The organism is Bradyrhizobium sp. ORS 278 (genome assembly GCF_000026145.1).
GTDB lineage: Bacteria > Pseudomonadota > Alphaproteobacteria > Rhizobiales > Xanthobacteraceae > Bradyrhizobium.
This window is the reverse complement of the sequence record NC_009445.1, coordinates 3,316,812-3,342,944: the sequence shown is the minus strand read 5'-3', so window position 1 is coordinate 3,342,944 and position 26,133 is coordinate 3,316,812. Positions and strand designations below refer to the sequence as shown.

The 26,133-nt window shown below is 65.5% G+C and carries 22 protein-coding genes; 5 read left to right on the top strand and 17 right to left on the bottom strand.

The features are described from left to right. Positions 1-151: 151 nt before the first annotated feature. From BRADO_RS14715 to BRADO_RS14680, 8 genes are all read right to left on the bottom strand, one after another. A complete protein-coding gene (locus tag BRADO_RS14715; protein WP_011926106.1) occupies positions 152-1,069 on the bottom strand; it encodes an SDR family NAD(P)-dependent oxidoreductase in 918 nt (305 codons plus the stop codon). 125 nt (positions 1,070-1,194) lie between these two features. Next, positions 1,195-1,671 (bottom strand): MaoC family dehydratase, encoded by a 477-nt coding sequence (locus tag BRADO_RS14710; RefSeq protein ID WP_011926105.1) that lies wholly within the window; start codon positions 1,669-1,671, stop codon positions 1,195-1,197. Positions 1,672-1,678: 7 nt separating this feature from the next. Continuing rightward, complete coding sequence (locus tag BRADO_RS14705) at positions 1,679-3,406, bottom strand: AMP-binding protein (RefSeq protein ID WP_011926104.1); 1,728 nt, start codon at positions 3,404-3,406, stop codon at positions 1,679-1,681. Beyond that, on the bottom strand, positions 3,406-4,296 hold the full coding sequence (gene mmsB / locus BRADO_RS14700; RefSeq protein WP_011926103.1) for a 3-hydroxyisobutyrate dehydrogenase: 891 nt from the start codon (positions 4,294-4,296) through the stop codon (positions 3,406-3,408). The genes BRADO_RS14705 and mmsB overlap by 1 nt, the downstream gene beginning before the upstream one ends. A gap of 28 nt (positions 4,297-4,324) precedes the next feature. Continuing rightward, positions 4,325-5,401: an enoyl-CoA hydratase/isomerase family protein gene (locus BRADO_RS14695; protein ID WP_041756507.1), complete on the bottom strand. Its 1,077-nt coding sequence runs from the start codon at positions 5,399-5,401 to the stop codon at positions 4,325-4,327. Further along, the gene (locus BRADO_RS14690) at positions 5,398-6,543 is read right to left on the bottom strand and encodes an isobutyryl-CoA dehydrogenase (RefSeq protein ID WP_011926101.1); all 1,146 of its coding nucleotides are present in this window, start codon (positions 6,541-6,543) and stop codon (positions 5,398-5,400) included. The genes BRADO_RS14695 and BRADO_RS14690 overlap by 4 nt, the downstream gene beginning before the upstream one ends. A 158-nt stretch (positions 6,544-6,701) precedes the next feature. Next, positions 6,702-8,198 carry a CoA-acylating methylmalonate-semialdehyde dehydrogenase gene (locus BRADO_RS14685; protein WP_011926100.1) on the bottom strand — a complete coding sequence of 499 codons (1,497 nt, stop codon included), beginning with the start codon at positions 8,196-8,198 and terminating at the stop codon, positions 6,702-6,704. A gap of 153 nt (positions 8,199-8,351) precedes the next feature. Then, complete coding sequence (locus BRADO_RS14680) at positions 8,352-9,008, bottom strand: TetR/AcrR family transcriptional regulator (RefSeq protein ID WP_011926099.1); 657 nt, start codon at positions 9,006-9,008, stop codon at positions 8,352-8,354. 148 nt (positions 9,009-9,156) lie between these two features. Between BRADO_RS14680 and BRADO_RS14675 the strand changes: the two genes are divergently transcribed. From BRADO_RS14675 to BRADO_RS14665, 3 genes are all read left to right on the top strand, one after another. Beyond that, positions 9,157-9,927, top strand: a complete 771-nt coding sequence (locus tag BRADO_RS14675) for an enoyl-CoA hydratase (protein ID WP_011926098.1) — start codon at positions 9,157-9,159, stop codon at positions 9,925-9,927. A gap of 141 nt (positions 9,928-10,068) precedes the next feature. Beyond that, positions 10,069-11,256 carry an acetyl-CoA C-acyltransferase gene (locus BRADO_RS14670; RefSeq protein WP_011926097.1) on the top strand — a complete coding sequence of 396 codons (1,188 nt, stop codon included), beginning with the start codon at positions 10,069-10,071 and terminating at the stop codon, positions 11,254-11,256. 85 nt (positions 11,257-11,341) lie between these two features. Then, on the top strand, positions 11,342-12,625 hold the full coding sequence (locus BRADO_RS14665; RefSeq protein WP_011926096.1) for an MFS transporter: 1,284 nt from the start codon (positions 11,342-11,344) through the stop codon (positions 12,623-12,625). Between the two features lie 6 nt (positions 12,626-12,631). Here the strand turns inward: BRADO_RS14665 and BRADO_RS14660 are convergent, their stop codons facing one another. Both BRADO_RS14660 and BRADO_RS14655 read right to left on the bottom strand, forming a co-directional pair. Next, entirely contained in the window at positions 12,632-14,191 is a 1,560-nt protein-coding gene (locus tag BRADO_RS14660; protein WP_011926095.1) for an acyl-CoA carboxylase subunit beta, read from the bottom strand. Then, a complete protein-coding gene (locus BRADO_RS14655) occupies positions 14,121-15,104 on the bottom strand; it encodes an IclR family transcriptional regulator (protein WP_011926094.1) in 984 nt (327 codons plus the stop codon). The genes BRADO_RS14660 and BRADO_RS14655 overlap by 71 nt, the downstream gene beginning before the upstream one ends. Before the next feature lie 374 nt (positions 15,105-15,478). On the opposite strand from BRADO_RS14655, the gene glsA reads away from it, so the two are divergent. Next, positions 15,479-17,341, top strand: a complete 1,863-nt coding sequence (gene glsA, locus BRADO_RS14650; RefSeq protein WP_011926093.1) for a glutaminase A — start codon at positions 15,479-15,481, stop codon at positions 17,339-17,341. A 654-nt stretch (positions 17,342-17,995) separates the two neighbouring features. Here the strand turns inward: glsA and BRADO_RS14645 are convergent. The 4 genes from BRADO_RS14645 to BRADO_RS14630 all read right to left on the bottom strand — a co-directional run bounded on the left by BRADO_RS14645 (position 17,996) and on the right by BRADO_RS14630 (position 22,429). Next, positions 17,996-18,352 carry a Zn-ribbon domain-containing OB-fold protein gene (locus tag BRADO_RS14645; RefSeq protein WP_011926092.1) on the bottom strand — a complete coding sequence of 119 codons (357 nt, stop codon included), beginning with the start codon at positions 18,350-18,352 and terminating at the stop codon, positions 17,996-17,998. Next, complete coding sequence (locus BRADO_RS14640; protein WP_011926091.1) at positions 18,349-19,485, bottom strand: thiolase family protein; 1,137 nt, start codon at positions 19,483-19,485, stop codon at positions 18,349-18,351. Before BRADO_RS14640 ends, BRADO_RS14645 begins: the two co-directional genes overlap by 4 nt. 567 nt (positions 19,486-20,052) lie before the next feature. After that, positions 20,053-21,219: an acyl-CoA dehydrogenase family protein gene (locus BRADO_RS14635; RefSeq protein WP_011926090.1), complete on the bottom strand. Its 1,167-nt coding sequence runs from the start codon at positions 21,217-21,219 to the stop codon at positions 20,053-20,055. 4 nt (positions 21,220-21,223) lie between these two features. After that, positions 21,224-22,429: a CaiB/BaiF CoA-transferase family protein gene (locus BRADO_RS14630; protein ID WP_011926089.1), complete on the bottom strand. Its 1,206-nt coding sequence runs from the start codon at positions 22,427-22,429 to the stop codon at positions 21,224-21,226. Positions 22,430-22,888: 459 nt separating this feature from the next. Here BRADO_RS14630 and BRADO_RS14625 point away from each other — a divergent pair, with 459 nt between their 5' ends. After that, positions 22,889-23,314 (top strand): GFA family protein, encoded by a 426-nt coding sequence (locus BRADO_RS14625; RefSeq protein ID WP_011926088.1) that lies wholly within the window; start codon positions 22,889-22,891, stop codon positions 23,312-23,314. 755 nt (positions 23,315-24,069) lie between these two features. Here BRADO_RS14625 and BRADO_RS14620 read toward each other — a convergent pair. The 3 genes from BRADO_RS14620 to BRADO_RS34995 all read right to left on the bottom strand — a co-directional run bounded on the left by BRADO_RS14620 (position 24,070) and on the right by BRADO_RS34995 (position 25,996). Beyond that, entirely contained in the window at positions 24,070-25,215 is a 1,146-nt protein-coding gene (locus tag BRADO_RS14620) for a hypothetical protein (protein WP_197535381.1), read from the bottom strand. 87 nt (positions 25,216-25,302) lie between these two features. Next, a complete protein-coding gene (locus BRADO_RS35000; protein ID WP_011926086.1) occupies positions 25,303-25,617 on the bottom strand; it encodes a hypothetical protein in 315 nt (104 codons plus the stop codon). A 184-nt stretch (positions 25,618-25,801) separates the two neighbouring features. Further along, positions 25,802-25,996 (bottom strand): hypothetical protein, encoded by a 195-nt coding sequence (locus tag BRADO_RS34995; RefSeq protein WP_157872563.1) that lies wholly within the window; start codon positions 25,994-25,996, stop codon positions 25,802-25,804. Positions 25,997-26,133: the final 137 nt, after the last annotated feature.

Below are 26,133 nucleotides of genomic sequence, written 5' to 3'. Positions count from 1 at the left end.
TGCCCGGGCTTGATCCGCCTGCGCGGCCGAAGCCGCTTCGGCGCGGCGAACGCCCGGGTATCCACGCCTTTCCACGCCCATGGTGCCAAAGACGATGGATGGCCGGGTCAAGCCCGGCCATGACGGTGGAGTGTGGGATGCCGACTGTGCCTTACAGCTTGATCCCCAGCCGCGCAGCAGCCTGCGACACATATTTCTGCGTCTGCTCGAACGCACCCTGCAGCGCCCGCGCCTTCGACATGTCGCTGATCTCGGCGAAATGCGCAGCCACTGCGTCCGGCGTCCACTCCTCCGGCGGCAGGTTGACGCCCTCGCTCTCCAGGATCCTGATCACCGCGAACGAGCCGGCGCCGGCGCCCATGATGGTGCGGGTGGGCGCGTCCTCGCTGAGCAGATACTCCACCGCCGGCGTGATCGATTCCGGCTTCATCAGCTGCAGCGCCTGCGGCGGCAGCAATTCCTCGGTCATGCGGGTGGCAGCGGTCGGCGAGATGATGTTGACGCGGATGTTGGTCTTGCGCCCTTCCTCCGCCAGCACGTTCATCAGGCCGACCATGCCGGTCTTGGCCGCGCCGTAGTTGGCCTGGCCGAAATTGCCGAACAGGCCCGACGATGACGTCGTCAACACGATGCGCCCGTAGTTGCGCTCGCGCATGCCGTTCCACACCGCCTTGCAGCAGTAGAAGCTGCCGACCAGATGCACGTCGAGCACCTTGGCGAAATCCGCCACCTCCATCTTGGCGAACGACTTGTCGCGGAGGATGCCGGCATTGGCACACATGATGTCGACACTGCCCCACTCCCTGGTGGCGCGCTCGGCCATCGCGGTGACCTGCTCGAAGTTCGAGACGTCGGCACCGTCGGCCATCGCGGTGCCGCCGGCTTTGCGGATCTCCTCGACCACGGTCTCGGCCGCGGTCATCGACCCGCCGGTGCCGTCGCGCGCGCCGCCGAAATCATTGACTACGACCTTGGCGCCGCGGCTCGCCAGCCCCAGCGCATGCGCGCGCCCGAGCCCATTACCTGCGCCGGTGACGATGGCGACACGTCCGTCGAATCTGATTGCCATGATGTTTGTCCTCGGTTCTGCACTCGTCATGCCCGGGCTTGACCCGGCATCCATCCCATTTTCAGAAGTGGATGGATCGCCGGGTCAAGCCCGGCAATGACGAAGGTAGGTTGTGACGACGATTGTTAGCTCAAATAGATCAGTCCGATCCAGTCGGCGACCAGTGCGGGCTTGTCCTCGCCCTCGATCTCGACCGTGACGTTGGTCCGCGACTGCAGCTCCTTCGGCTTGCGTAGCGTGGCTTCGGCGAGCACGAAGCGGCCGCGCACGCGCTTGCCCGATCTCACCGGCGAGATGAAGCGCAGCTTGTCGAAACCGTAGTTCACGCCCATCGCCGTGCCCTCGATCGCCGGCATGACCTCGTAGGACATCACCGACAGCAGCGACATCGTCAGGAAGCCGTGCGCGATGGTGGTGCCGAACGGGGTCGCCTTGGCTGCTTCCGGATCGACGTGGATGAACTGATGATCCTCGATCACGTCGGCATAGGTATCGATGCGCCGCTGATCGAGCACGTGCCATGACGAGACCCCGATCTCCTGGCCAACCATGGCCTGATAGGCTTCGAGTGAAATCGGCGGCTTATTCCAGATCTTGTTCATGCGTTCCCTACACCTCGTGCCCGGATGGCCGTGTCTTCAATTCCGGGAAATCCTCTTCCCTGAACTCCGTGCCGCGCAGATGATCCGTGCGGTTATCCTCGTGCTCGAGCCGGCGCAGCTGCACGCGCCGGATTTTCCCGGAGATCGTCTTCGGCAGCTCGCTGACCAGCTCGAGCCGGCGGATGCGCTTGAACGGTGCCAGCCGCTGCTGCAGATGCTCGAAGATCGACAGCGCGGTCGCGCGCGAGCGCGGGGCGCCGGATGTCAGCAGCACATAGGCCTTGGGAATCGCCAGTCGGATCGGATCGGGGCTCGGCACCACCGCCGCCTCGGCCACCGCCTCGTGCTCCAGCAGCACGCTCTCGAGCTCGAACGGCGAGATACGGTAGTCGGACGATTTGAACACGTCGTCGGAGCGGCCAACGAAAGTGAGATAGCCCTCCTCGTCCTGGAACACGACGTCGCCGGCGCGATAGCGCGGGCCATCGGCGCCGGAGAGCTTACCATCGTCTCCCTGATAACCTTGCATCAGGCCGGCCGGGCGCTCGCCTGTGAGCGCCAGGGTGATCTCGCCCTCGCTCGCCAAATTGCCATCAATGTCGGCAACCTCGACACGATAGCCCGGCAGCGGCCGCCCCATCGAGCCGATCTTGAGCTTCTGCCCCGGCGAGTTGCCGCAGATCGCCGCGGTCTCGGTCTGGCCGTAGCCATCGCGGATCGTCAGTCCCCAGGCGGCGCGGACCTGATCGATCACTTCCGGGTTGAGCGGCTCGCCGGCGCCGCAGGCTTCGCGCAAGGACACCTTGAAGTCGGCGAGATGCTCCTGGATGAACAGCCGCCACACCGTCGGCGGCGCGCACAGCGTCGTCACGCCGCAGCGCTTGATGATCGCGAGCAGTCCCTTGGCGTCGAAGCGCGGCTGGTTGACGACGAACACGGTCGCGCCGGCATTCCACGGCGAGAAGAAGCAGCTCCAGGCATGCTTGGCCCAGCCCGGCGAGGAGATGTTGAGATGGACGTCGCCCGGCTGCAGGCCGAGCCAGTACATCGTCGAGAGATGGCCGACCGGATAGCTGCGGTGGCTGTGCCGCACCAGCTTCGGCTTGGCCGTCGTGCCGGACGTGAAGTACAGCAGCATCGGATCATCGGGCTGCGTCGGTCCGTCGGGCGTGAACGGCTCGGCGGCATCGGCCGCCTTGTCGAACGGAAGCCAACCAGTGGACGTCGTCGTCCCCACGACAATGCGGACGAGATCGTCCGCGCCGAGATCGGCGAACTTGGCGACCTGATCCTGCGCGGCGACCACGGCCTTGGCGCGGCCGCGCTCCAGCCGGTCGCGCAGTTCGTCGGTGGTCAGCAGCGTGGTCGCGGGGATCACGACGACGCCGAGCTTCATCGCCGCCAGCATCGTCTCCCACAGCGGCACGACATTGCCGAGTAGAAGCAGCAGATGATCGCCGCGCTTCAGCCCCTGGCCACGCAGGAAGTTGGCGACCTGATTGGAGCGGCGCGACAGCGCGGCGAAAGACAGTTTCGTCTGGCGGTCCTGCGCGGCATCGAAGATCCACAGCGCCGTACGCTCGCGGCTCTCGGGATCGGAGGCGAGCTCGGCATCGAACCAGTCGAGCGCCCAGTTGAACGGCACCGGATCGGGCCAGCGAAAGCCCTTTACGGCGGCATCGTAGTCGGTGCGATGCGCCAAAAGAAACGCGCGTGCGTCCTTGAATGTCGTCATCAGGTGGTCCCGGCGAGCTTGCGGACGTGCTGAATGATGCCTGAGAAATCGACGCCACCATGGCCGGCGGCGTCGAACGCCTTGTAGATTTCCTGCGCATGCTGGCCGAGCGGCGTCGCCGCACCGGCGGCCTTGGCCGCGTCCTGCGAGAGCGTGAGATCCTTGAGCATCAGCGCGGTCGCGAAGCCCGGTCTATAGTCGTTGTTTGCCGGCGAAGCCGGTACCGGGCCGGGCACGGGGCAATACGACGTCAGCGACCAGCACTGCCCTGAGGAGGTCGAGGCGACGTCGAACAGCGCCTGGTGCGACAGCCCGAGCTTTTCGCCTAGCGCAAAGGCCTCGCCGACCGCGATCATCGAGATGCCCAGGATCATGTTGTTGCAGATCTTGGCCGCCTGCCCCGCGCCGGCGCCGCCGCAATGGACGATCTTCTTGCCCATTGTCTCGAGGATCGGCTTCGCTGCAGCGAAAGCGCCCTCCTCGCCGCCGCACATGAAGGTGAGCGTGGCGGCTTTGGCGCCGCCTGTGCCGCCGGACACCGGGGCGTCGACGGCGGCGATGCCATGCTTGGCAGCGAGCGCATGCGCTGATCGCGCGCTCTCGACGTCGATGGTCGAGGAGTCGATGATCAGGGCGCCCTTGCTCATCGCGGGTACAACCTCGTTCCACACCGCCAGCACGTGCTTGCCGGCCGGCAGCATGGTGACGACCGCGTCCGCGCCCTTCACCGCAACGACGGCGCTCTCGGCGATCGCGGCGCCATCGGCCTTGGCCTGCGCGCGCGAGGCCTCGACCAGATCGAACGCGACCACCTGGTGGCCGGCCTTGACGAGATTGGCGGCCATCGGGCCGCCCATGTTGCCGAGGCCGATGAATGCGATCGTTGCCATGCTTCGTTGTCTCCCCTCGACCTGCTTGTTATCTCGCTTGCGGGAATGTCAGCTCGTCAGGGCCGTTCTCGGCGAGATACGGCGCCAACATCTCCGGCGTCACCTGATCGACATCCGGCGGCGACCATTTCGGATTGCGATCCTTGTCGATGATCGCGGCGCGCACACCCTCGCGGAAATCGTCGCTACGGAATACTTCGAGCGCGGCACGATACTCACGCACCAGGCACTCTTGCAACGACGTCGCGCCGCGTGCCAGCCGCAACAGTTTCAGCGTCACCACCATGCCGCGCGGCGACTTCTCCTTCAGTGTCTTCAGGGTCGACGCGGCCAAATCGGAGTCATCGGCTTCCAGCGCAGCAAAAACATCGTGCATGCTGTCGTGAGCGAACCACGCATCGATCTTGGCCTGGTGCGCGGCGACCGGTCCTTCAGTTTCGCCAGTCGCAAAGCCGGCGATGAGGCGGTCGATCTCCGCCGACAATGTCCCCGGCCTGACCTTGGTCAGGACCTCGCGCAGCGCCGGCCAGTTCGACGTCGCCACGACGGCATCGGCAAAGCGGGCATGGATCGCGTCGGGACCGTTCATGGTCTGCCCGGTCAGGCCGAAATAGGCGCCGAGTTCGCCCGGCGCGCGCGACAGCAGCCAGGTGCCGCCGACATCCGGGAAGAAGCCGAGGCCGACCTCGGGCATCGCAAGCCTGGTCTTCTCGGTGACGATGCGGTGCCGGCCATGCGCCGAGAGGCCGACGCCGCCGCCCATCACCAAGCCGTCCATGTAGGCGACATACGGCTTCGGGAACGCGGCGATGCGCGCGTTCATGATGTATTCCTGGCGCCAGAACACCTTGCCGAGATCGCCATTGACCTTCGAGCTCTCATAGAGCCCGCGAATGTCGCCGCCGGCGCACAGCCCACGCTCGCCGGCGCCTTCCAGCAGGACCACGGCAATGGCGGGATCGGCTTCGAACTGATCGAGCGCCGCGTCGATCCCTATCGACATCTCCAGCGTCATCGCATTGATCGCCTTGGGCCGGTTGAGCCGGATGATGCCCGCAGATCCCTCGCGGCGAACGATCAAATCGCCTTCGACCGCGTCGCTCATCGCGCGGCCTCGATCAGCTTGCGCGACACGATCAGGCGCATGATCTCGTTGGTGCCCTCGAGGATCTGGTGCACCCGCAAATCGCGAACGATCTTCTCGATGCCGTATTCGCTCAGGTAGCCATAGCCGCCATGCAGCTGCAGCGCCTGATTGGCGACCTCGAAGCCGACATCGGTGCCGAAGCGCTTGGCCATCGCGCACAGCATCGTCGCATCGGCATCCTTGTGATCGAGCGCCGCCGCCGCGCGCCACAGGAAGGTGCGCGCCGCCTCCAGTTCGATCGCCATGTCGGCGATCCGGAACTGCAGCGCCTGGAATTCGTCGAGCCGCTTGCCGAACGCCTTGCGCTCCCTGGTATAGGCCAAGGTCTTGTCGAGTGCGGCCTGCGCGCCGCCCAGCGAGCAGGCCGCGATGTTGAGACGGCCGCCATCGAGCCCGGCCATCGCGATCTTGAAGCCGATGCCCTCCTCGCCGAGCCGGTTCGCGACCGGAACGCGCGCGTTCTCGAAAATCACGGCGCGTGTCGGCTGTGCATTCCAGCCCATCTTGCGCTCATTGGCGCCGAACGACACGCCCGGCGTCTTGGCGTCGATGACGAGAGTCGAGATGCCGCCGGGACCATCGGCGCCCGTGCGCACCATCGCAACCAGGATATCGGTGGCGCCGGCGCCGGAGATGAACTGCTTCTGGCCGTTGATCACGTAGTCGTCGCCATCGCGCACTGCGCGAGTGCGCAGCGCCGCGGCGTCGGAGCCGGCGCCCGGCTCGGTCAGGCAGTAGCTCGCAATCAGGTCCATCGGGCAGAGCTTCGGCAAATACTCTTGCCGCTGCGCCTCGGTGCCGAACGTGTCGATCATCCACGATGCCATGTTGTGGATGGAGATGAAGGCCGACACCGTGGGGCAGCCCGTCGCCAGCGCCTCGAAGATCAACGCCGCATCGAGCCGGGTCAGGCCCGAGCCGCCGACATCGTCGCGGATGTAGATGCCGCCCATGCCGAGCGCGGCGGCCTCGCGCATGACGTCGACGGGGAAATGCTTGTCCTCGTCCCAGCGCAGCGCATGCGGGGCGATCTTCTCGGCCGCAAAGGCGCGCGCCATGTCGCGCACCGCGATCTGATCCTCATCGAGAGCGAACTGCATTCGTTCTCCGCGTTTCCGTGTTTTTAGTTGGTTGCGTTCGGCGCGTCCTCACATTCCGTCATTGCGAGGAGCGAAGCGACGAAGCAATCCAGAGTCACCCTGGATTGCTTCGCTTCGCTCGCAATGACGAGACGAGAGCCCTTGCGGGCTCCCCTCCGTCACTTCATCAGCGGGATCGAGAACTCCGCGCCTTCCTTGACGCCCGACGGCCAGCGCGAGGTGACGGTCTTGGTCTTGGTGTAGAAGCGGATCGAATCCGGGCCGTGCTGGTTGAGGTCGCCGAAGCCGGACTTCTTCCAGCCGCCAAAGGTGTAGTAGGCGATCGGCACCGGGATCGGCACGTTGATGCCGACCATGCCGACATTCACCCTGGCCGCGAAGTCACGCGCCGCGTCGCCATCGCGGGTGAAGATCGCAACGCCGTTGCCGTAATCATGCTCCGACGGCAGCGCCAGCGCCTCGGCGTAATCCTTGGCGCGCACGACCGACAGAACGGGCCCGAAGATCTCTTCCTTGTAGATCCGCATGTCCTTGGTGACGTTGTCGAACAGACAGCCGCCCATGTAGAAGCCGTTCTCGTAGCCCTGCATCTTGAAGCCGCGGCCGTCGACGGCGAGCGTCGCGCCTTCCTTGACGCCGATGTCGACATAGTTCTTCACGCGCTCCACCGCCTCGCGGGTCACCAGCGGACCGTAATCGGCCGACGGATCGATCGAGGTGCCGATCTTCAAGCTTTCGACACGCGGAATGAGCTTTTCCATCAGCCGGTCCGCGGTGGTCTTGCCGACGGGCACCGCGACCGACACCGCCATGCAGCGCTCGCCAGCCGAGCCGTAGCCGGCGCCGATCAATGCGTCGACGGCCTGGTCGAGATCGGCGTCGGGCATCACGATGGCGTGGTTCTTGGCGCCGCCAAAACACTGGCAGCGCTTGCCGTGGGCGGCGGCGCGCTCATAGATGTACTGCGCGATCGGCGAGGAGCCGACGAAGCCGACCGCCATGATGTCCGGATCCTCCAGGATGGCGTCGACCGCCTCCTTGTCGCCGTTGACGACGTTGAGGATGCCCGGCGGCAGGCCGGCCTCGATCATCAGTTCGGCGAGCTTCATCGGCACGCCGGGGTCGCGCTCGCTGGGCTTGAGGATGAAGGCGTTACCGCAGGCGATGGCCGGGGCGAACTTCCACATCGGAATCATCGCCGGGAAATTGAACGGCGTGATGCCGGCAACGACACCGAGCGGCTGACGCATCGAATAGATGTCGATGCCGGGGCCTGCGCCCTCGGTGTATTCGCCCTTCATCAGGTGAGGAATGCCGCAGGCGAACTCGACCACTTCGAGCCCACGCTGAATGTCGCCCTTGGCGTCGGGAACGGTCTTGCCGTGCTCGCGGGCGAGCAGCTCGGCCAGCTGGTCGTAGTCGCGCTGGGCGAGTTCCAGAAACTTCATCATGACGCGCGCGCGGCGCTGCGGGTTCGTGGCGGCCCAGGCCGGCTGCGCCGCCTTGGCGTTCTCGACAGCAGCCCGCAATTCAGCGCGGGAGGCCAGCGCGACCTTGGCCTGGACGTCACCGGTCATCGGCTCGAAGACATCGGCCGTCCGTCCGGACGTTCCCTTGACCTCTTTGCCACCAATAAAATGACCGATCGAACGCATGGGGTATCCTCCGCAAGGGTAACAGTGCCGATTTGGCCGGCATCTTGCAGTCTTTGCGGCATTTGGGAAGGGTCTAAGCGCTGACCGGCGCTGCGAAATTGCCGCCCCTTCGCTCGTGCAGCCCGCCGTCGGACCACCCGCTGTCTGCAGGACTCAGCGCTTGGCGGCGGCCGCCTTCTTCACCGGCCGCTTGGCGGGCGCGCGCGCCGGGGTCTTCGCCGCCGGTCCGCCACCATTTGCGACCGCGAGGGCCACCTCCCGACCGGAGCTCAGGATTTCCTCGGACAATTCGCCGCTGCCGGTAATGCGCGCCATGACGATCGTGCCCATCAGGGTCGCAAGCATCGCCGAGGCCCGCTTGCGCGCGGTCTTGCGCGGCACGTCGACGATGTAGTCGGCGAACAGGTCGATCAGCTCCTCGAGCTTGCACGCGAAAGCCTTCCGGGTCTTGGCGCTCTCGCGCGCGATCTCCGCGCCGAGCGCGGGAACCGCGCAGCCATGGCCGGGATCATCGCGATGCTCGGGCGACAGATAGCCGTCGACGATCGCCGCGATCCGCTTCTGCGGCGGCAGCCCGTCGAGGACCTTGCGCCAGCGCTCGAGCGAACGATCGATCGCATAGCCGAACGCCTCGACGACCAGTGCCTCGCGCGATTCGAAATGCGCATAGAAGCCGCCATGGGTCAGGCCGGCCTCCTTCATCAGATCAGCAACACCGACGCCGTGCGCGCCCTTCTCCCGCAGCCGCACCGACGCCTTGCGCACGATTCGCGCGTGGGTTTCCGCCTTGTGTTCAGGAGAGTAGCGCATTGCCGTCCCATTGAATGTCCGAGGTCATACAATAGCAGCTCTGCGCCCTGCTCGCTGCAGCTATTTGATGAATTTGAGTTGATCTAAATCAAGACCGTGACACCATTCTCAACAGCCGGAACTCAGCCGTGCTCATGAGGAGGCGACCATGGACATGCTCAATCCCCACTGCGGCGTCGACCGTGACAGCCGCGGCGTCGTGCGGCTGACGATCTGCAACGCCGGCAAGCTCAACATTCTCGGCTCTGCCGCGATTCTCGACGTTCAGACCGGCTTGCAATCGCTTGCATCCGATCCCGGTATTCGCGCAGTGGTCCTTGCCGGCGAGAGCGAACGCAGCATGATTGGCGGTGCCGATATCCGCGAGATGGCCTCGCTCGACCAGATGTCGGCGGAAGTCTTCATCTCGCGGTTGGCCGGGCTGTGCGAAGCGGTGAGGAATTTTCCTGCTCCGGTGATCGCGCGGATGCCGGGCTGGTGCCTTGGTGGCGGCCTGGAGGTCGCGGCCGCCTGCGATATCCGCATCGCGGCTCATGACGCCAAGTTCGGCATGCCCGAGGTGCGCGTCGGAATCCCCTCGGTCATTCATGCCGCGCTGCTGCCGCGGCTGATCGGCTGGGGCCGCACGCGCTGGCTGCTGATGACAGCCGAAACCATCGATGCGCCGACGGCGCTGGCCTGGGGTCTGGTCGATTGGGTGGCCGCGGAAGGCGCGCTCGACGCTGCGGTCGAACGCACGATCGAATCACTCCTCGCCTGCGGGCCGGATGCGCTCCGGCTGCAGAAGGCCTTGCTACGGCAATGGGAGGAGCTGCCGCTGAAGGAATCGATCGCGGTTTCGATCGGAGCCTTCGGCCGCGCGTTCCTGACCGACGAGCCCAGGCGGCTGATGCAGCATTTCATCGATCGCAAGCGCTAGAGCCGCAAATTTTTCCAAGTTTTCGACCTCAGCTTCCGGCAGTCTCGCGCGCGCCGTCACCACAAAGTGCACGAGAACGACCGTTTGCTTTTCCGGGCTCTCATTATATGATGATCATCATCTTTACTCAGGGAGCCTGTCATGGCCTCGTTCGATCCCGTCATGATCCTGTCCGCTGCGCGCACGCCGCTCGGCCGCTTCATGGGCGAATTGTCGCCGCTGCGCGCGCATGAGCTCGGGGCTCACGCGATCAAATCGGCGCTCGAGCGGGCGGCTCTCGCCCCCGAGACAGTCGGAGAGGTCTTCATGGGCAACGTGCTGCCGGCGGGCCAGGGCCAGGCCCCGGCCCGACAGGCTGCGCGCGGCGCCGGGCTGCCCGACGCGACGGGCGCCACCACGATCAACAAGGTCTGCGGCTCCGGGATGAAGGCGACGATGCTGGCGCACGACATCATCCGCGCCGGCTCCGCCGACATCGTCGTGTCCGGCGGCATGGAAAGCATGAGCAATGCGCCCTATCTGCTCGCAAAGGCGCGCGGCGGCTACCGCGCCGGTCACGATCGTATTTTCGATCACATGATGTTGGACGGGCTGGAGGACGCCTATGACACCGGCCGCTCGATGGGGGACTTCGGCGAGGCCACGGCCGAAGCCTATCAGTTCACGCGCGCCGACCAGGACGCCTACGCCATCGAAACGCTGACGCGCGCCCGAAAGGCGGTCGAAAGCGGCGCGTTCGCGGCCGAGATCGTGCCGATCACGCTGACGGAAAAATCTGGTCCGCGGGTGGTGACGAACGACGAGCATCCACTCAAGGTCGATCCAGCCAAAATCCCGGCGCTGAAGGCGGCATTCCGCAAGGACGGCACCATCACGCCGGCGGCGTCCTCCGCCAATGCCGACGGCGCTGCGGCGCTCGTGCTTGCGACGCGAACGCGCACCGAACGCGACGGCCTCCCGGTGATCGCCGAGATCAAGGGACACGCGACGCACAGTCAGGAGCCGCAATGGTTCACGACGGCGCCGATTCCGGCGATCCGCAAGCTGCTCGACAAGGTCGGTTGGCGGGTCGAGGACGTCGACCTGTTCGAGATCAACGAGGCGTTCGCCGTGGTCGCCATGGCCGCCCAACGCGACCTCGGCATTCCCCGCGAACGGCTGAACGTCAATGGCGGCGCCTGCGCGCTGGGCCACCCCATCGGCGCCACCGGCGCCCGGCTGATCGTGACGTTGCTGCACGCGATGCAGACACGTGGTCTGAGGCGCGGTGTCGCCTCGCTATGCATCGGCGGTGGCGAGGCCACGGCGATCGCACTGGAGCGGCCGTGATGTCCAGAAACGAGGGAACATTGGCATTCATGTCGAACGCTCATTCTGGCAGGATGAGCAAGGCCTCTCCAATCGGACGAACTCGATGATCTCGAACCAACTCGCAGCCACCCTGGCTCGGCGCAACATCCACTACGGCTGGGTCATGGTCGCCGTGACCTTCTTCGCGGCTCTCGTGTCCGCCGGGACGGTGGGCGCGCCCGGGGTGTTCATCGTGCCGTTGCAACAGGAATTCGGCTGGAGCACAGCCGAGATCTCCTCGGCGCTGTCGATCCGCTTCGTGCTGTTCGGGCTGATGGCGCCGTTCGCGGCGGCCCTGCTCAACCGATACGGCCTGCGCAACATAACGCTGCTGGCGCAGCTGATCGTGGTGTCGGCGCTGCTGGCGTCGCTGGCGATGACGCAGGTCTGGCATCTCGTGCTGCTGTGGGGCGTCGTGATCGGAATCGGCACCGGCATGACCGCGCTGGTACTGGGCGCGACCATCGCCACGCGCTGGTTCGTGGCACGGCGCGGCCTCGTGGTCGGCATTCTCACCGCCAGCGTGGCCACCGGACAGCTGGTGTTCCTGCCGCTGCTCGCGAGTCTGACCGAGCGGCTCGGCTGGCGTACGGCGCTCGCGCTCGTCTGCGTCACGCTCGGCGTCTCCGCCACCGCCGTGCTGCTCTTGATGCGCGACCGCCCAAGCGATCTCGGCCTGCGCCCGTTCGGAGACACGGGGACCGAGCCCATCGCAGCGCCCCCGCCCGTCACTACCCCGATCCTCGCCGCCGCGCTCGGCACCTTACGAGATGCGGTACGGGTGCCAGTGTTCTGGATGCTGTTCGCGACCTTCTTCATCTGCGGCGCGTCGACCAACGGCCTCGTCCAGGTGCATCTGATCCCGATGTGCCTCGATTTCGGTATCCCGCAGGTCCAGGCCGCGAGCCTGCTCGCCGCGATGGGCATGTTCGACTTCGTCGGCACCATCGTGTCGGGCTGGCTGTCGGACCGGTACGACAATCGCTGGCTGCTGTTCTGGTACTACGGACTGCGCGGTCTCTCTCTCCTCTTCCTTCCGTTCACCGACTTCTCGTTCTACGGCCTGTCGCTGTTCGCGATGTTCTACGGCCTCGACTGGATCGCGACCGTGCCGCCGACGGTGCGGCTGACGGCGCAGCGCTTCGGGCCGGAGCGCGCCAACCTGGTGTTCGGCTGGGTGTTCGCCGGACATCAGCTCGGCGCCGGCACCGCCGCCTTCGGCGCCGGCCTGTCGCGCACCTTGCTGCAGAGCTATCTGCCGGCGTTCTTCACCGCCGGCGCGCTCTGCATCATCGCAGCGCTCCTCGCGCTCGCCATCGCGCGGCAGGCAAAGCCCGCCGCGGCGTAACACTCACTACGGCCGCGTTGTCATCGCGGCCGGCGGTCCCGGCGTCCGCAACGGCTCGGCAAGACGCGCGAACTCGCAGAGCAGCGCGCGCGTCTTGCGCGGGTCGATGATCTCCTCGACCCAGAACTTCTCGGCCGAGCGGAACGGCGAGCGCAGCTTGTTCAGCCGCTCCTCGATTTCCTTCAGCTTGGCCTTCGGATCCGGAGCCGCATCGATCTCGGCACGATACGCCGCCTCGATGCCGCCTTCGAGCGGCAGCGAGCCCCAATAGGCCGACGGCCAGGCGTAGCGGATCGAGAACCGGTCCGCCGGCTGATGCACGACGCCGGCGACACCGAACGAGTTGCGCACGATCACCGTGCACCACGGCACCGTCGACTGGTTGACCGCCGCCATCGCGCGCACGCCATGGCGGATGGTCGCCGCCTTCTCGGCCTCGAGGCCGACCATGAAGCCGGGACAGTCCATCAGATAGACGATCGGCAGATGGAAGGTCTCGGCGAAGTCGACCCAGCGGATCACCTTCTGGCAGGCATCTGCCGTCCACGAGCCACCGAAGTGATAGGGATCGCTCGCCAGCACCATCACCGCGCGGCCTTCGAGCCGGGCGAGGCCGACGATGAGCGGGCGGCCGTAGTTCTGCGCCACCTCGAAGAACGAGCCGCTGTCGACGACGGATTCGATGATCGGCCGCATCTTGTAGACGCGGCGACGATCGCGCGGCACCGCGCTGATCAACAACTCGTCACTGCGCTGCGGATCATCGGTGCACGGCAAGGTTGGCGGTAGGTCGTAGACCGAGGATGGCAGATAGGACAGGAAGCGGCGCGCGCAGGCGAAGGCTTCCGCTTCGGTGTCGACGGCATGGTCGACGCCGCCCGCCTTGGTCTGGATATCGGCGCCGCCGAGCTCCATCTTGCCGAGGTCCTGGCCGAGCCGCTTCACAACCGGCGGACCGGCGACGAACATCGCCGACTGCCGGGTCATGACCGAGTAGTGGCTTGCCGCGAGCCGCGCAGCGCCGAGGCCTGCCACCGAGCCGAGACCGAGGCCGATTACCGGCACCAGCGACATGTTCTCGGTCGTGTAGCGGTACCAGCGATTGCCGCCGATGCCGCCGGGCAGGTTGGCCGCGCCCTTGGTCTCGATGGTCTTGACCGAGCCGCCGCCGCCGGAGCCCTCGATGATGCGGATGATGGGCAGACGGAAGTCGTGCGCCATCTCCTCCGCCATCAGCGGCTTGGCCGCGATCGACGCATCGGCCGAGCCGCCGCGCACGGTGAAATCGTCGCCGACCACGACGACGGTGCGGCCGTCGATGCGGGCGCGGCCGAACACGCAGTTCGCGGGCGTGACATGCTTGAGCTCGCCCTGCTCGTCATACTCACCGAGACCGGCGACGGCGCCGATCTCGTGGAAGCTGCCGGGATCGACGACGCCGTCGATCCGCTCGCGGACGGTGAGGCGGCCCTGGTCGTGCTGACGCTTGACCTTGTCAGGCCCGCCCATCTCCCGCGCGAAGGCCTCGCGCCGGGCCAATTCCTCGAGCTCCGGCTGCCAACTCATTCGTTCCCCCTGCCCCGGTGATGGTCTTCTTATGATTGGTCTTCGTCGTCACCTGCAGCGGCTTTCTCTCCATCCGGCTGTTGAAGACGTCGGCTTCCGCGCCCTGCAACAGGGCAGAAATGTTGCGGCCGAGCTCGCGCATCGGCTGCGCCACCTCGTCGTGCAGACGCTGCTCGTCATACATCGCCGACAACAGCCCGATGGTGAGCACGACATTGGTCTGGTACTGCGGCGACCACACCGGCAGCGCGAGGCCGTTGATATGCGGGCTCCACAGGCCGCAGGCCACGACGTAGCCATGCTCCTTCAGGAACTGCCTGTTGTGCTCCAGCCGCGGCCGCAACAGATTCGCCGCATCCGGCATCTCGCGCTCCATCTCGGCGAGCAGCGCATCGCCGACCTCCGGCTCCAGCGCGGCGACATAAGCGTGCCCCGCCGCCGTCGACGCCATCGAGATGCGGCTGCCGGTGGTCTCGTGCAGGCCGAGCGCGTTCGCGGCGCGGCCGAACTCCAGATAGACCAGATGAAACTGATCCGGAATGACGAAGCCGACCGTGCCAGGCAGCTGCTCCGCGACGTCCTGCAGGCGCTGCCGGATCAGGTTGCGCAGCTGCAAGCCCCTGGTCATCGAGGTGCTCATCGCGACTGCGCTCGGACCGATGCGATACTTCTGATCGCGTGGCAGATAGACCAGTTGTCCCATCCGCGTCAGCGTGTGCGTCAGCCGCGACACGGTCGACCGCGGCAGCCCGCAGCGGTTGGAAATTTCGAGATTGCCGAGCCGCGAATCGTGCCCCTCGAAGCAGCGAAGCACGTCGAACGCTCGCGACACCACCTGAATGACCTCGCCCTCGCCAGCGAGATCCCCCGGCAGCATGCCCACCCTGCTCAATCGCTCAGACCGTCGTCCCATGCGCGTTCCACTCAATTCCATGATGCGGAATTAAATTCCGCTTACAGAACAAGCTAGCCCAGGCCTTTTTCTCCCACAACACAAGAGCGTTTCTAAAACCCGCCGTTCTTCAGCGTGTTGGCACAAGACTCGACCTCTCAGCGCAATTCGGGAGGGCATCCCGATCCGCACGCTCGGGGACGGTGTTGCAGCACCGCATGGAGCCACGGGCGGCAGGCCGGGGAGATGCCGGCGAGTCGCGCCCGGCCTCGTGCCCGACGCCGCTCAGTCCCTGAGCAGCGGCAACAATTGACCAGCCCTGCACCAAGTGTGGGCTGGCTGCTCCGACGGGGCTGCGACATAACCGGCGCCATCCGTGCCGCATCGAGTCCCCCATGACCACCGACACTCCGCGCCCACATCGCAATCCGCAGCACTGGGCCTCCGCCGCAATGCCTCCGCTGCAGCGCTTCCTCTCGGCCTGCCACGCCGACTTCTGGCCCGATCATGACGGCGCGGTCGCGAACTACATTCCCGAGCTGGGCAAGGCGGACCCCGCGCATTTCGGCATCAGCCTCGCCACGCTCGACGGCCATGTCTACGAGGTCGGCGACAGCCGCGTGCCGTTCACGATCCAGTCGATGTCGAAGCCGTTCGTCTTCGCGCTCGCGCTCGACATTCTCGGCTCCGACGCCGTCGAGCGCGTGATCGGCGTCGAGCCTTCCGGCGATCCCTTCAATTCGATCCGGCTCAATGCCGACAATCATCCGTTCAATGCGATGGTCAATGCCGGCGCGATCGCCTGCAGCGGCCTCGTGCGCGGGGCCCGGCACGCCGACGCGTTCGAGACCATCCGCGACGCGCTTGGCCGCTTCGCCGGCCGCAAGCTCGATGTCGACGACGCCGTATTCGCCTCGGAAGCGGCGACCGGCGACCGCAACCGCGCCATCGCCTATCTGCTGCGGACGTCCGGGGTCATCAGCGAGCCGGTCGACGACGTGCTCGCGGTGTACTTCCGGCAATGCGCCGTGCTCGTCACGGCGCGCGATTGCGCCATCATGGCGGCGACGCTCGCCAATCGCGGCGTCAATCCAGTGACCGGCGAGCAGGTCGTGACGCCCTATGCGGTGTCCCGCACGCTCTCGGTCATGACCTCGTCGGGCATGTATGACTTTGCGGGCGAATGGATCTATCGCGTCGGCATTCCGGCCAAGAGCGGCGTCGGCGGCGGCATACTGGCGAGCCTGCCGGCGCGGCTCGGGCTCGGCAGCTACTCGCCGCGGCTTGATGGCCATGGCAACAGCGCGCGCGGCATCAAGGTCTGCGAGGCGCTGTCGGCGCATTACGGCCTGCACATGCTGAATCGCTCGGACGACGCGCGGACCACGATCATCGCCGATTACGACATCGGCGCCAGTCCGTCGCGGCGCAGCCGCCGCACCCAGGAGCGCGAGATCCTCGCCGCGCACCCCGACGCCGTGCGCGTGCTAGAGTTGGTCGGTACGCTGTCGCTCTCGAATGTCGACTACGTCTCGCGCCAGCTGGCCGCGGGCGAGCGCCCGCAATTCGTGATCTTCGATCTGCACCGCGTCACCGCGATGACGCCAGCCGGCCTGCGTCTGCTGGCCGAGCTGTTTCACGAGCTCGCAGATTTCCACGTCACCGTCGTGCTCTCCGGCCTCCGCCGGACCTCGCCGGAATGGCAGGAGATCACGGCGCGCACCGGCGACATCCGCAACGTGCGCGACTTCTATCTGCTCGACACTGCGATCGAATGGGCCGAGGACCAGATCGTCTATCGCTACGGCGGCGCGATCGACTTCCTCGAAACCACCGAGCTTGCCGAGCAGCCGCTGCTGGCCGGCCTCTCCGCCGACGAGCGCCACGAACTGGCCGCGCTGGCCACGATCCGGCACTATCAGCAGAGCGAGCGCATCCTGTCCGCGGGAGAGGCAGCGAGCTCGCTGTTCTTCCTGCGCTCCGGCGTGGTCCATGTCACCCTGCCCGACGGCATCCGGCTGGCCACGCTGACGGCGGGGCAATGCTTCGGCGAAATGGCCTTGCTCGAGTCGGCAAGATCTGCCGACGTGACGGCCGACTTCTCGGCGACAGCGTTCGAGATCGCGCTGGATGATTTCGAGCGTTTCCGGGCGCGGCATCCGCGCGCCGGCGAGCGGATCATGCGCAACCTCGCGCAGCTGCTGGCGGAGCGCCTGACGATCGCCAATGCGCGGCTGAATCTGCTGGCTGCTGATTGAGATTGTCATCACAACGTCATATATCGTCGAATCATTTTAAAATCTAAGGTTGTGTTCGCGGCAGCTAATAGCCTTCGGTCGTTATACTCATCACTCGTATTTGTACGGCTTCGCCCAAACGTTACCGGAAGTCGGTCGCAGGACAACCATAAGCAAGCCCAATTCGCGCCGCATTACCCGACGATGTTCTGAACCGTCGATGAACGCCGAGTGGGGACTCGCGAAGCGGACATCGAGTGGGGTGTTCCGAGTGAAATTCCAGCCGTCCGTTGCGTGTGTATTTGCGCGACGGGAAGTCGTGTCCAGTCCAGGGAGGAAACGGCATGAAGGAAGCCACTAAGAGGGCAACATCGGAGGCACTCGCGCACATGCTGGCCGTGACGTCGATGATCGTCATCGCCAGCGTCCTGTTCTACGGGCGATGAAGGGCTGTCTGGAGGTTCTGCGTCGCAGTTGCTTCATCGCCCGTAGGTGGGATTGTGGGCTCGATTGCTCACGCGAACGACCGAGTTGAGTTGCGTTTGAGTTAGTAAGCGTAGCGTAGAGTATGGCGTCAATCGCGCGGCGATCCGGGTCGGGACGACTGTGTTGTGCGTATCGTCCCGCCTCGGTCACCCGCATTCGTCTGTTTTCCCGTAGTTCGGCTGCTCGACGTCATTTCCGCTTTCCAAAGTGAGGCACCAGGCCGCCCGCGAAGTCGACGAATCGCGCCTCGACGACGTCGCCGATGGCGAGATCCTGCTCGCCATGCGCCATCATGCGAAAGCCCTCGCGCATATCCACCAGCACGATGTTGTAGGGCACATGCGCGCGCGTCTCCGGCGTCGCGGCACGGCACACCAGCGATGTCGCGTAGATGGTGCCCTCGCCGCTTGCCGTGTGATTCGTCAGGGCAAGCGAGCCGCAGGCCGCGCAGAAATCGCGCCTGAAGTACTGCACATGGGCGCAGCACGCGCAGCGTTGATAGCCGGTCGCCGCGGCGCCCTTCGTCCAGTCGGCTGATTCGTTCATCGCTCCCGCTCCCAGAACATGCTGACATGCGAGGACAGCACGCCGCCGTCGCCATGCAGCAGCGTCAGCGCGGCATCGCGCACCTGACGGGCTCCGGCCCGCCCCGTCATCTGCAGATGTGCCTCGTTGAGATGCGCCATCGCGCCGCCGACACCACAATGGCCGTAGCTCAACAGGCCGCCATGGGTGTTGAGGGGTACCGCGCCATCCCGGCTGAAATGGCCGTCCCGCACTTGCGCCGCCGCTTCCCCTCGACCCGCGAGGCCGAGGTCTTCGAGCAGCATGCAGAGCGTGATGGTGAAGCTGTCATAAACCGCCGCATAGCGGACGTCGGAGATCGCAACGCTGGCGGCCGCCTTTGCCTGCCTGATCGCGATCTCGGCGCCGAGCCCGCTCAGAGCCGGCGCCGCGGTTACGTGCTGGTGGGTATGGGCCTGGGCGCAGCCGCGCACCCGCACCGCGGTCCCCGCGGTCGGCTCGCGGCTGACGATGATCGCAGCGCCGCCGTCGGAGACCGGGCAGCAGTCGAGCAGCTTCAATGGCTTCGCCACCGGCTTGGAGGCCATGACGTCGGCGACCGTGATGCGCTCGTGAAATTGGGCCCCGGGATGATCGTGCGCATGCCTGCGCATCAGCACGGCGAACTCGGCGAGATCCTGTTCGGTCACGCCATGCTCGTGCATGTAGCGCGAGGCGACGAGACCGTAATAAGCGGGGATCGTCGGTCCCAGCGGCAGTTCGTAGTCGGGATTGCCGACCTGCGCCAGGGCCTGGATCGAGGCGTCGCGGCTCTGCCCGGTCAGGCGGTTCTCGCCGGCGACGACGAGCATGTGTCTGACCACGCCGGCCTCGACGAGGTGATGTGCGAGCATCACCATAGCGAGCCCGGTGGCGCCGCCGACCTGCACGGCATGGGCATAGGATGGCGTGATGCCGAAATGTTCGGCGAACACGGTCGCGAGCATGATGTGCGGCGATACGGTGGAGTAGCCGCAGAGGATGCCGTCGATGTCGCGGCGCGTCAGTTCGGCGTCGTCGAGCGCAAGCTGCGCCGCCACGCTCATGAGATCGAGCGAGGAACGGCCGTCATGGCGGCCGAACGAGGTGAGACCGGTGCCGGTGATGTACGTCATGGCACTACACCCTTCGCCGTCATTCCGGGGCGTCGCGCAGCGATGAACCGGAAATCTCGAGGTGTGGGATGATGGAGCACAACAATCTCGAGATTCCGGGCTCGAGACGTCGTCGCGCCCCGGAATGACGTGGCGGAATCTAAGCAGCCTGCCATGAAGCGAGAACGAAGCCTCGAGCACCGCCGCGCTCCCCACTCCCTTGCGGGCATGGCTATCGCATGTGGCGATGCGGAGCCGTACCGGCGAACGATCCTGCTCATTTGTTACTCCGTCATGCCCGGGCTTGTCCCGGGCATCCACGCCGTTCTCAGGGCGCCGGACGACGTGGATGGCCGGGACAAGCCCGGCCATGACGACGTGGAGAGAGACGAGCAAATAACCGCGATCTTCATATGCGATAGCCCTGCCCTTGCGGGGAGGGAGGCGGAGGTGCGGGTGGCCGCACGAAGAGTCTTTTGGGGTCCCCCACTCCCTGCCCCTCCCCCACAGGGGGGAGGGAATGCAGGTGTTGTGCGTCCCTTACAGCGTGGTTCGTCATTTCTGCGCAATTCATCTCACGACGACATCTCAATACGATTTCGGCAGGCCGAGCACCTTCTCGGCGATGAAGGACAGGATCAGTTGCGGGCTGATCGGCGCGATGCGGGGGATCAAGGATTCGCGCAGGTAACGTTCGACGTGATACTCGCGCGCATAGCCGAAGCCACCGTGGGTCATCACCGCCTGCTCGCAGGCGTGGAAGCCGGCCTCTGCCGCGAGAAATTTTGCGGCGTTGGCGGCCGGGCCGCAGGCCATGCCCTGGTCGTATTGCCAGCCGGCCTGCAGCACCATGAGCCAGGCTGCCTCGAGCTCCATCCAGTTCTTGGCCAGGGGATGCTGGACGCCCTGGTTCTGGCCGATCGGGCGGTTGAACACGTTGCGCGTCCGCGCATAGGCCGAGGCGCGCAACAGCGCGAGATGGCCGAGGCCGACGGCCTCGGCGGCGATCAGGATCCGCTCGGGGTTCATGCCGTGCAGGATGTAGTCGAAGCCCCGCCCCTCCTCGCCCAGTCGATCCTCGACGGGAATTTCGAAGTCCTCGAAGAACAGCTCGTTGGAATCGACCGGCTTGCGGCCCATCTTCTCGATCTCGTGCACCTTGATGCGGCTGCGATCGAAATCGGTGTAGAACAGGCTGAGCCCGTGGGTCGGGCGCTTCACCTCCTCGAGCGGCGTGGTGCGCGCCAGCAGCAGGATTTTTTCGGCGACCTGCGCTGTGGAGATCCACACCTTCTGCCCATTGACGACGTAGCGGTCGCCCTTGCGCACCGCGCGGGTCTTCAATTGCGTGGTGTTGAGTCCGGTGTTCGGCTCGGTCACCGCGAAGCACGCCTTCTCGCTGCCGTCGACGATGCCGGGCAGCATCCGCGCGCGCTGCTCCTTGGTGCCGAACACGACGACCGGATTAAGCCCGAACACATTCATGTGGATCGCGGAGGCGCCGGACATTCCGGCGCCCGACTCCGCGATCGTGCGCATCATGATCGCGGCATCGAGAATGCCGAGGCCTGAGCCGCCATATTCCTCCGGAATGCAGATGCCGAGCCAGCCGGCGTCGGCCATGGCCTTGTGGAAGTCGGCCGGAAAGCCGCCCTCCTTGTCCTTCTTCAGCCAATAGGCGTCGTCGAACCGCGCGCAGATTTTCGCGACGGCATCGCGGATGGATTCCTGATTGGCGGAGAGCGCGAAATCCATTGGATCACTCCTTGGGAGGCGACGGCATCGTTGCGCCATCGCGGATCATCGCGGCGATCTCGTCGGCCGAAAATCCGAGCTCGCGCAGGATCTCGTGACCATGCTCGTTCGGCCGCCCCGCCAGATGCTGCGGCTCGGCCTTGGTCTCTGACCAGGTCGCAGATACCCGCGTGCTGCGGATCGGGCCTTCGGTCGGATGCTCTACGACGGGAAAGAAATCAGTCGCGACGAGGTGCGGATCGTGCAGCAGGCTTTCGAGATCGTGCATCGGCATGACCGGGATGTCGGCCTCGTCGAGCAGCGCGGTCCATTCCGCGGTGGTGCGCGTGGCGAAGATTCGCGCCAGTTCGGCATAGACGACGTCGATGTTGGCGGCGCGACGAGCGAAGCTGTTGAAGCGGTCGTCGGCGCGCAGGTCGGTGCGGCCGGATGCGGCGAAGAATGCGTCCCATTGCTTGTCGTTGTAGACGATGACGCAGATGTGGCCATCGGCGGTCTTGTACGGCCGGCGGTCCTGCGACAGATGCCGGGCGTAGCCGCCGCGGTCGAGCGGCGGCTCGTAGGTGAGGCCGCCCATGTGGTCGCCCATGATGAAGGCCGACATGGTCTCGAACATCGGCACATCCAGCCGCTGGCCGCGGCCGGTGCGGTCGCGATGCACCAGGCTGGCGCAGATCGCGCCGACGGCGGTCAGCCCGACGATGCGGTCGACCAGCGCGTTCGGCACATAGCGCGGCGTGCCGTCGCCGGCGACCGCCATCAGGTGTGACAGCGCCGCCCCGCCCTGGATCAGGTCGTCATAGGCGGGCTTCGCCGCATAGGGCCCGTCCTGGCCGAAGCCGAACACGCCGGCATAGATCAGCCGCGGATTGAGCGCGGAGACGACCTCGTAACCGAGGTTCAGCCGCGCCATCGCCTGCGGACGGATGTTGTAGAGCAGCACGTCGGCATCCGCAGCCATGCGCAGCACCGCATCGCGCCCGGCCGGCTTCTTGAGATCGAGACAGATGACGCGTTTGCTCCGGTTGGTGTTGAGGGTCACCGGCCCCATGCCGGGATGGCGCCACGGGCCGATCTTGCGGGTGACGTCGCCTTCGGGCGATTCCACCTTGATGACGTCGGCGCCGTAGTCGCCGAGCGTCTGGGCGGCATACGGCCCCATCAGCACGGTGGTCATGTCGATGACCTTGATGCCCGCAAGCGGTCCCATCGCGGCGCTGGCTCCCTTGTACGTTGTTGTGGGGAGAGCTAACGGCACCGAGGGTTCTGGAGCAAGCGGCGCTGCGCGTATGGAGCCATGCGCGTGGCCGCCGCGCGGAATTTCGAGGCAACCGGCCGCGTGGTCCTCACCCTCCGCCTTGAGAACGATGATTGTGCCGACATCAGTGGCATCCCGGGAAATGCTGTCGACCCTCACCCCGAGGAGCCCGGCGCAGGCGGGCGTCTCGAAGGGTGAGGCCGCACCTGTGGCCTCATGGTTCGAGCCGCGCCTTCGGCGCTCCTCACCATGAGGGTTGCGACCGGCGACCGGATCGGGATCTTCCGTAGCTCGCCGCTGCGCCGCACCAGATGTTCCAGGCCGGTAGCTCTATTCTTGGATTCCCTTTGGCCGTGCAACTGTGCCAGCATGGTCGTCCAACATCGAAAAACAGTCAGGGAGAACGCTGTCATGACGCTCTATCAGGGCAAATGCTTCTGCGGCACGGTCGAGCTCGAGGCCGATGGCGAGCCGGAGGCGATGGGCTATTGCCACTGCTCCTCCTGCCGCTCGTGGTCGGCGGGGCCGGTCAACGCCTTCACGCTGTGGAAGCCGTCGAACGTGCGCGTGACCAAGGGCGCGGAGGCGATCGGAACCTATCACAAGACCGACATGAGCCACCGCAAATATTGCACCAAGTGCGGCGGGCACCTGATGACGGACCATCCGCCGCTCGGCATGATCGACGTCTATGCCGCGACAATTCCGACGCTGAAATTCACCCCCGGCGTGCACGTCAACTACGCGGAGAGCGTGCTGCCGATCAAGGACGGCCTGCCGAAGCTGAAGGACTTTCCGGCGGAGTTCGGCGGCTCTGGCGAGATGATGCCGGAGTGAGTTAGTCGAAAGACCCCTCGTAGCCCGGATGAGCGGCTTGTCCGCCGAAGCCTGCAAGGCGAAGGTGGAAGCGACATCCGGGTTCACACGAGCTGTTGCGATGAACCCGGGTGTCGCTCCGCTCACCCGGGCTACGCATTCCCGGTGGCGTTCGACGGAATGCCTCCCGACGAAGGCATGATCTGCATTCGATAAGCGCGCAAGCATCACCGGCCTCGCGACAGGATCTGTCCGAGCTGTGCTGATCGTTACCGCCCTCCTCCAAACAGAGGGCGCAGGGAAGGCCGAGTGCCGACTGGCACCCGCGGCCCCCGTGCGAAAGAAAAGCACGGGGAGAGAACCACAGGTTCAGCCGGACCGACCCGGCCTTCCCTGCGCGATGGTTTTCACGTGTACTTCGCGCTCTCCTCGGTGCACCGGCTTTTGGCCACCGTCATCCGCGCGATGCGCAAGCATCGTCGCGAACTTGGCATCAGCATCGGGATGCCGGGACCACGCGACTTGACGTCCGCGCCATGCCGTTCGTCCGCGCAGACAAGCTACGCTGCGACATGTCGCGGCCACCGCCTCCCTGCCTCAACGTTCGTGACGATCGCGAAGCGCCCCTCGTGGCGAAGCAGGATGACGGAGAGTGAAGCATATTTTTCGGAAAAACGAAAGATTTATTTCGTCATCGCCTGGAGAAATCTGTCGGTCAGGCAAAGGTGCGAATCGTTGCCACCTGTCGATCACGCATCTGGTGCGGTGAATGGAATTCAAGCGGAGGGCCGTCCTCGAACCCGCCAGCCTGTCACGGACGCGTTCCAGCGCGATAAGCGCGCCCCAAGCGCAAACGTCTGCTTGATGAGCAGCGGCAAGGCCAGCACTGGAACCACGCAGGCGGCAACATACCCCTCAGTCACGGCCGGCAATCCGAAGCTCGCGGCGGCCCAAGCCAAGGTCACGTTGCGATTGCCGCTGACGAGACCGATCGTGGCGGCAAGACGGATGCCGAGACGGCGAAACGCGAGCATCGCAACCAGACAGAATGCGAAATTGATCGCAATCGCGGCTCCAAGCATTTCGACAAAGCGATAAGGATCGCTGTGCCATTGGCTCGCGACGCCCTTCGAGGTCGCAAGACCGACGATCACCAGTCCGATGACGGCAGCACCCGTCGCCGCCTGGCCATCCGGCAGCAGACCCGCTGTCCACCGCCGGAATCTGAGCGCCACCATTGCCAGCAATGCTGCGCAGCCAATGATGGTCAGCAATCGGATCGCGAGCCAGCCGACGTTGAAACCGATACCGAGCCCGAGGATGGTCGCGAACGCCGGTATCGTTACAGGCGACGCCAAGGTCAGCGTGATCGACACGATCAGCGCCAGCCGCGGCTGCAATCCGAGCATCGCGGCGATTGCGGCCGCACTGCCAACGGGCGGCGCGAGCAGAGACAGCAGCACGCCCGCGCGCAGCGCCGGATCGAGCGTCACGGCCGACAGCACGCCTGCGGCCGCAAGTGGCAGGCCGACGCCGACCCATACGAGCACGATGGCGAGCAGCCATCGCGCAACCGGGACCTCCGCCGGTGCAAGTCCGGCGGTCAGGAACGAGCCTAGGGTCAACAGGAAAGCCGAGACGGGCAACAGGTGATAGCCGAAATCGCCAAGCGGCGGAACGAGGACGCCGAAAGCCAGCGCCGCAACCAGCAGCACCGGCCCGTGTCCGCCGAACCAAAACAGCAAGCGTCCGGCGGTGCGGCTCGCTTTGGCGCCGGCTTTCGCCACTCCACGCATCATGCCCTGCAAAACGCAAATCGCGAAGGACGTGACCATTTCGCGCCTCATCCGTTCGGCAGACCCGCGGCATTCGTCCGGATCGATCAGCGGACCGTGCGATCGATGGTGTTCGATGTCGTTCATCGTGACCTCCAAAGGTCAATGGCGTCGTCCCCGCGGCCCAATATTCCGATTCAGCAGGTCGCAGCAGCGCGCAGTAGACCTTGCCGTTCAGTCATCGCGGGTTACGGTCAGCCCCATGCCAACCGATCCCACCGTGCTCACAGGTGCCGGATCCCGTTCAGAGGGTCGGCGTGGTGTCAGCACCGCAAACTGGTGCGGAGAGGCTGTATCCAGCAGCGGCAGGCACGTCAGGCTTTGCGCGGCGTTCGCCGGACCCAAGGCCGCCAGCTGATGCGGCGACATCGGAAAGCCCAGCGTTTCGTAGCAGGGCCGCTCGGCGGCTGCGACCGATGTCATCGCGCGTGTCATCACAAGACCGGTTAGCATGCCGGCACAGACGATACGGCCATGGAGCGGGATCATGCGTCTGCCCTCCTCTTTCCGAAAACATTCAGCGGTAAATGCGGTCAATGCTCGGGAGCCTGCGCCAACGCACGCCAGATACTACCTGCGTCCGGCGGCGGCGCTCCTAACAATGACCAGATGCCGACTGCCAAAATGACCGATGCGGCAAGGCACCAGCAGACGAGCCGCAGCTGCTGTTCGCTCAAGGCATGAACCCCATCGCCGCGAGCTCGATGTCGGCCGCGGTCGTGCCGGTCGATGACAAGGTGAAGTAAATTGCCGCCAACATCAGCAAGCCGTAAACGGCAGAGCCCACGATGATACGCCCGTCATAGTCTCGTAATGTTGACGGTGCAGCCGGTAAAAATTCGTGTCTTGCAATCTTGGCAACGCGCATTTTCGATCTCCCTTGTTAGGATTCGAGAACTCGCCCAATCATTGAATTGGCGCTCTCGCGAGCGAACACTCCGCGATCATCGCAAAACAATGCTAATTCGCGAGGGCTCGCGAGTCCTTAGGAGCTCCTTACATTTG